Source organism: Microbacterium sp. ISL-103, from assembly GCF_018613995.1.
Classification (GTDB): Bacteria; Actinomycetota; Actinomycetes; order Actinomycetales; family Microbacteriaceae; genus Microbacterium.
In genome coordinates, this window is record NZ_JAGGPD010000536.1 from 1 (window position 1) to 4,788 (window position 4,788).

Sequence of the window (4,788 nt, forward strand, 5' to 3'; positions counted from 1 at the left end):
CGACTGGGCCTATACCCGAGCGACTCCCGACGGCTTCCCGAGGCCCGCCGGACGAGTGGACGCCGCCACGACCGCCGCCTCCACGACCCCTGCCCCGGAGCATCCCTCGGTCTTCGTATGCGGACCGACCGGTTTCGTCGAAGCGGTCGCAGATCTGCTCGTCGCGGCGGGGCATCCGCCCGACCGCATCCGCACCGAGCGTTTCGGAGGTTCCTGATGGACGCTGTCCACCCCGGTCATCGCAAGAGAGTCGACGGCAACGCCGCAGGCGGGATGCTGCTCGAGTTCTTCGGCAGGGACATGACCGCTGCCCGAGCCATCTGTGCGCATTGCGACCGCGAAGCCGAACTCGGGGACGCGATCGCAGAACTGGATTCGGCCGGAGTGATCCTGCTCTGCCGCGGGTGCGGGCGCACGCTGCTGACCTGTCTGCGGTTCGACGGGCAGAACACGCTCGTCATCGACGCTCTCGTGCGCTTAGAGTGGCGCGCCGACGGCGACTGACGCGACCGCGTGAACGCTCAGATCAGGTGTGAGCCACACTCGCCGTCGAACACCTCGTATGCGCCGCCCGAGTCGAACGCAGAGGTCGCGGTCGGTATGAGCGCTCGGGCTCGGCCGCGGATCCCCTCAGCGGCGACGTCATCGCCGCCGATCTGGGGTGGGAGGTCCGCATGCATCACCGCGATCGGCAGCATGGCTCCGAGCGTCACCCGCACACTCGACCGACCGCCCGCGGGGCCGACGACAGGGATCTCCACCACGTCCGATCGCCGTTCCTCCGCCAAGGCCATCCAGTATTCCAGCACCGCGTCGGCGGTCGCGTCACCGGTCAGGTAGGTGCCGACCTGGGTGATGAGGGACTTCATGATCACTCCCGGAACTCTTGACGGTTGCATTCCGCTACCGGGTCCGGGGCAGCGACTCCACGCTAGGCCCGTTCGTCCGCGAGGTCGACCCCCCTTGCGCTTTCAGGATTCGGGTGATTCAAGCCTGATGTCGCGCCGCACGATGCGTTCAGCCACCTCGCTCAGACGCAGGCCGCGATCCCGGGCGAACTTGCGCATGAGCGTGAAGGCGTCGGGAATAGGCACCCCCGCCGTGAACGAGACGACGCCCTTGGCCTGCTCGATCATCACCCGACTGTTCAGTGCGGTCTGCAGTTGCGACGACAGCGATTCCTGCTCTCGGAGGCTGCGCTCGTGCAGGATCCCGATCGTGGCCACATCGGCGAACGCCCGCGCCGCGGAGAGGTCTTCAGGGGGCGGCGACCCGGTACCGGATCGGAGCAGGTTGAGGGTGCCGATCGTCGTGTTCCGCAGCCGCATCGGTATCGCCTCGATCGACGCGAAGCCGTTCTCCAGCGCCGCCTGGCGGAAGACCGGCCACTTCTCTGAACCGGCGGCGATGTCGGGAACCGACACCGCTGTTCCCGTCAGGAAGCACTCGATGCAGGGTCCCGCCTCTGCGGCTAGCTGGATCACCTCGACGAGCTGGGTCGCCTCGCTCGTCGATGCGACAAGTTCGAGTTCACCGGAGGGGTCCGCGAGAAGGATCCCGGCGTCGCTCGCATCCAGCAGCTCCTGGCACGCACCCACGAGCGTCTGCAGCAGATCCACGACGTCGTAGTCGTCGACCATCGTGTCGGCGAGGGTGGCGAAGAGGTCCAGCAGACGAGCCTCGCGGGTAGGCGCGGTCATGAGCCCGCCTCGATGCCGGCTGACGTGCGCGAGAAGCGAAGAGAGCCGTCCACCACCGCCTGCGCGACCTCCATGACGCGCTGCCCGGTTGAGAACGCCCGTGCCTGAAGCATGAGCAGCGCGTCGTTCGGACCGATGTCGAGCTGCGCGAGGACGATGCCCGTCGCCTGGTGCACTGTTCGTCGAGAGTAGATGCCCGTCTGCGCGTCGTTGTCCGCGAAGTCCGACAGCGCGTCCCTCAGCACGTGCCGGCTCACCACATCGGCCATGGCTCGCGCCTGAGTGCACTCTCCCGGAGTTAGCGCCACGGGTTCCGTGGAGTAGAGATCGACGGCTCCCATCTTCATCTCGCCGACCGACAGCGGGAAGGCGAACATCGACGCGACCTCCGCGTCGTTCTCCACAGCGGAGGCGAAGGCGGGCCACCGAGAGACGCCGCGGCGCCGGAAGTCAGGCTCGAGGACAGCGGCAGAGGTGCGCATGGCCTCCCAGCACGGTCCCTCGCCGAGGTCGAACTGGAGCTCATCCAGGCGCGCTGCCACGTCATCGCTGGCGGAGATCGTCTCGCTTCCGAGCATGTCCCCCACCGTCGAGACCGCGGCACCGGTTACCGGGAACCGATCGACGAAGAATCCACTTAGGGCATCGAGCTGACGACCGGAGCGCTCCAGATCGCTCAATGCATCGTCGAATGACTCACTCATAATCTTGTTCACGATACCGCCAGCCGAGGGCCGGCGCGCTGGAGGCACCTACGAAGACCGAGAGTTGCACAACAACCGTTCGGTGACAAGCCCCGAGCCGGTTTCTCCCTGCCCGTCTAACTTCTCGTCCCATGAAGACGGCACACCCGCAGCGACGGCAGCGCGATCCGTACAACAGGCGTGAGGTCCTGGCCGGATACCTGTTCATCTCGCCGTGGATCCTGGGATTTCTGATCTTCACGGCGGGTGCGATGGCGTACAGCCTCTACATCTCATTCAGCAACTACAACCTCGCCACCAACTCGGAGCGTCCGATCGGCATCGCCAACTACGCCGAGCACTTCGACGACCCTCGGGTGGGGCTCTCGCTCGCCAACACGCTGTTCTACGTCGTGATGGCCGTGCCTCTCGAGATCATCTTCGCGCTGGTCCTCGCACTGCTGCTCAACCGGGTGGGTCACGGCGCCGGCTTCTTCCGCGTGCTCTACTACCTGCCCAAGATGACCCCTGCTGTCGCCACGGCCGCAGTCTTCTTCCTCCTCCTCAACGGCAACTCGGGGGCGATCAACCAGTTCCTCCGTGTGTTCGGCATCTCGGGGCCGCAGTGGCTGGTCGACCCGGCATGGGTCAAACCGAGCATCGTCATCATGACGCTCTGGACGGTCGCCGGCACGATGGTGATCTTCCTCGCCGCGCTCAAGAACGTGCCGGTCGAGCTCTACGAGGTGGCGTCGCTAGACGGCGCGGGGCCCATCCGCCGGTTCTTCTCGATCACTCTGCCGATGATCTCGGGAGCGATGTTCTTCAACGTCATCGTCCTTTCGATCGCTGCCTTCCAGATCTTCGACCAGGCCTATCTGCTGTTCTGGCGGGATCAGAGCAACGCCTCGCCGGAGGCGTCGCTGTTCTATGCCATCTACCTGTTCCAGCAGGCCTTCCGACAGTTCGACTTCGGATTCGCGGCCGCGATGGCCTGGCTGCTGTTCGTGATCATCATGCTGATCACGCTCATCCAGGTGAAGGTCGGCAACCGCTTCGTCTACTACGAGGGAGACCGCTGATGTCGACGACGATCCGACCTGTCCCGCTCACCCCGCCTCCCGGACCGGAACCCCGCACCGACACCGTGTCGGTCACGACCCCCGGGCAGCCGCGCAGACGTCGACGCCTCGCACGACCTAGGAGCCTGCTCGCACGCATCCTGCTCACGATCGTTCTGATCGGCTTCGGCCTGCTGTTCCTCTACCCCTTCGTCTGGTTGATCGCCGCGAGCCTGAAGCCCCGGGGAGAGGTGTTCGACAACAGTCTCTTCCCGCGCACCTTCGTTCCCGAGAACTACATCGAGGTGTGGAATCAGCTGCCGTTGCTGAGCTGGGTATGGAACAGCGTCGCCATCGCGCTACTCGCTGCGGGCACCGTCGCCATCTCGAGCTCGATCGTGGCCTTCGGGTTCGCGTATTTCCGATTTCCGGGCCGCAAGCTGCTGTTCGGACTCGTACTGGCGACGATGATGCTGCCGGGAGCGGTGACGATGATCCCGGTCTACCTCATCTGGAAGCAGACCGGCATGCTCGGCACCTGGGTTCCGCTGTGGGGCATGAACCTGTTCGGCTCCGCCTTCTACATCTTCCTGCAGCGCCAGTTCTTCCTCGGGCTCCCCCGAGAGCTGTTCGAGGCCGCGCGACTCGACGGAGCGAGCGCCTGGGGCCTGTTCTGGCGCATCGCGATGCCGCTCTCGATCCCGTCGTTCGTGATCGTGTTCCTCTTCGAGTTCCAGGCCAGCTGGAACAACCTGCAGGCGTCGCTGATCTACCTCAACGCCGGGTCCGTCGACGAGTTCACCGCGCCTCTCGGCATCGCCTACGCGATGACGAAGTACAGCCCGACGGCCGGCGGTCACGGCGACTACCAGTACGTGATGGTGGCATCGCTCATCGTGACCCTGCCCATGCTGCTGCTCTTCGCCTTCGGCCAGCGGTTTTTCATCGAGGGCGTCGCGACGCAGGGCCGCAAGGGCTGATCCCTATCTCGCAGGGCGGGTATTCGCCCCCACATGAATGGAGAACGACATGAAGACACGAATCCTCGGAGCCGCCGCAGCCGTGACGGCATCCGCGCTGCTGCTCAGCGGGTGCGGTGGCGGAAGCGGCGAGAGCGCCGCAGAGTCGGTCGACTTCGGCGCGGAAGCCACTGGAACGCTGAAGGCCTGGGGTTTCGAGAACGCCGACGACGTCGGCACCTCGCGCATGGACTACGCCGCCGAGCAGCTCTCCGAGGTCGAGGTCGACCTCGACGCCACGGCGTTCGACGCGCAGAAGTTCACGACCCGCAACGCGAGCGGTGACGTTCCCGATGTCGTGCAGATGGACCGGCGCTACGTCACG

General features: G+C 65.6%; 6 protein-coding genes and 2 pseudogenes. 5 read left to right on the top strand and 3 right to left on the bottom strand.

The genetic code is table 11. The features are described from left to right. Window positions 1-217 (top strand): annotated as a pseudogene (locus J7E68_RS17225) (oxidoreductase); the annotation flags it as partial. After that, window positions 217-504 (top strand): DUF6510 family protein, encoded by a 288-nt coding sequence (locus J7E68_RS17230; RefSeq protein WP_215174657.1) that lies wholly within the window; start codon window positions 217-219, stop codon window positions 502-504. The pseudogene J7E68_RS17225 and the gene J7E68_RS17230, both read left to right, overlap by 1 nt. A gap of 17 nt (window positions 505-521) precedes the next feature. On the opposite strand, the gene J7E68_RS17235 is transcribed toward J7E68_RS17230, so the two are convergent. The 3 genes from J7E68_RS17235 to J7E68_RS17245 all read right to left on the bottom strand — a co-directional run bounded on the left by J7E68_RS17235 (window position 522) and on the right by J7E68_RS17245 (window position 2,404). Further along, window positions 522-875, bottom strand: a complete 354-nt coding sequence (locus tag J7E68_RS17235) for a hypothetical protein (RefSeq protein ID WP_215174659.1) — start codon at window positions 873-875, stop codon at window positions 522-524. A 96-nt stretch (window positions 876-971) separates the two neighbouring features. After that, a complete protein-coding gene (locus tag J7E68_RS17240; RefSeq protein ID WP_215174661.1) occupies window positions 972-1,700 on the bottom strand; it encodes a GAF and ANTAR domain-containing protein in 729 nt (242 codons plus the stop codon). Further along, window positions 1,697-2,404, bottom strand: coding sequence for a GAF and ANTAR domain-containing protein (locus tag J7E68_RS17245; RefSeq protein ID WP_215174663.1), 708 nt, complete (start codon window positions 2,402-2,404; stop codon window positions 1,697-1,699). The genes J7E68_RS17240 and J7E68_RS17245 overlap by 4 nt, the downstream gene beginning before the upstream one ends. 131 nt (window positions 2,405-2,535) lie before the next feature. Between J7E68_RS17245 and J7E68_RS17250 the strand changes: the two genes are divergently transcribed. From J7E68_RS17250 to J7E68_RS17260, 3 genes and pseudogenes are all read left to right on the top strand, one after another. Beyond that, window positions 2,536-3,465: a carbohydrate ABC transporter permease gene (locus tag J7E68_RS17250; RefSeq protein WP_215174665.1), complete on the top strand. Its 930-nt coding sequence runs from the start codon at window positions 2,536-2,538 to the stop codon at window positions 3,463-3,465. Further along, window positions 3,465-4,424, top strand: coding sequence for a carbohydrate ABC transporter permease (locus J7E68_RS17255; protein ID WP_215174667.1), 960 nt, complete (start codon window positions 3,465-3,467; stop codon window positions 4,422-4,424). The genes J7E68_RS17250 and J7E68_RS17255 overlap by 1 nt, the downstream gene beginning before the upstream one ends. Window positions 4,425-4,473: 49 nt before the next feature. Further along, window positions 4,474-4,788, top strand: a pseudogene (locus J7E68_RS17260) (sugar ABC transporter substrate-binding protein); the annotation flags it as partial.

Bases quoted from the DNA above. Each gene is read 5' to 3' on its own strand.
- J7E68_RS17240 (WP_215174661.1), bottom strand. From the start codon at position 1,700: ATGACCGCGCCTACCCGCGAGGCTCGTCTGCTGGACCTCTTCGCCACC.
- J7E68_RS17250 (WP_215174665.1), top strand. From the start codon at position 2,536: ATGAAGACGGCACACCCGCAGCGACGGCAGCGCGATCCGTACAACAGG.
- J7E68_RS17230 (WP_215174657.1), top strand. From the start codon at position 217: ATGGACGCTGTCCACCCCGGTCATCGCAAGAGAGTCGACGGCAACGCC.
- J7E68_RS17255 (WP_215174667.1), top strand. From the start codon at position 3,465: ATGTCGACGACGATCCGACCTGTCCCGCTCACCCCGCCTCCCGGACCG.
- J7E68_RS17245 (WP_215174663.1), bottom strand. From the start codon at position 2,404: ATGAGTGAGTCATTCGACGATGCATTGAGCGATCTGGAGCGCTCCGGT.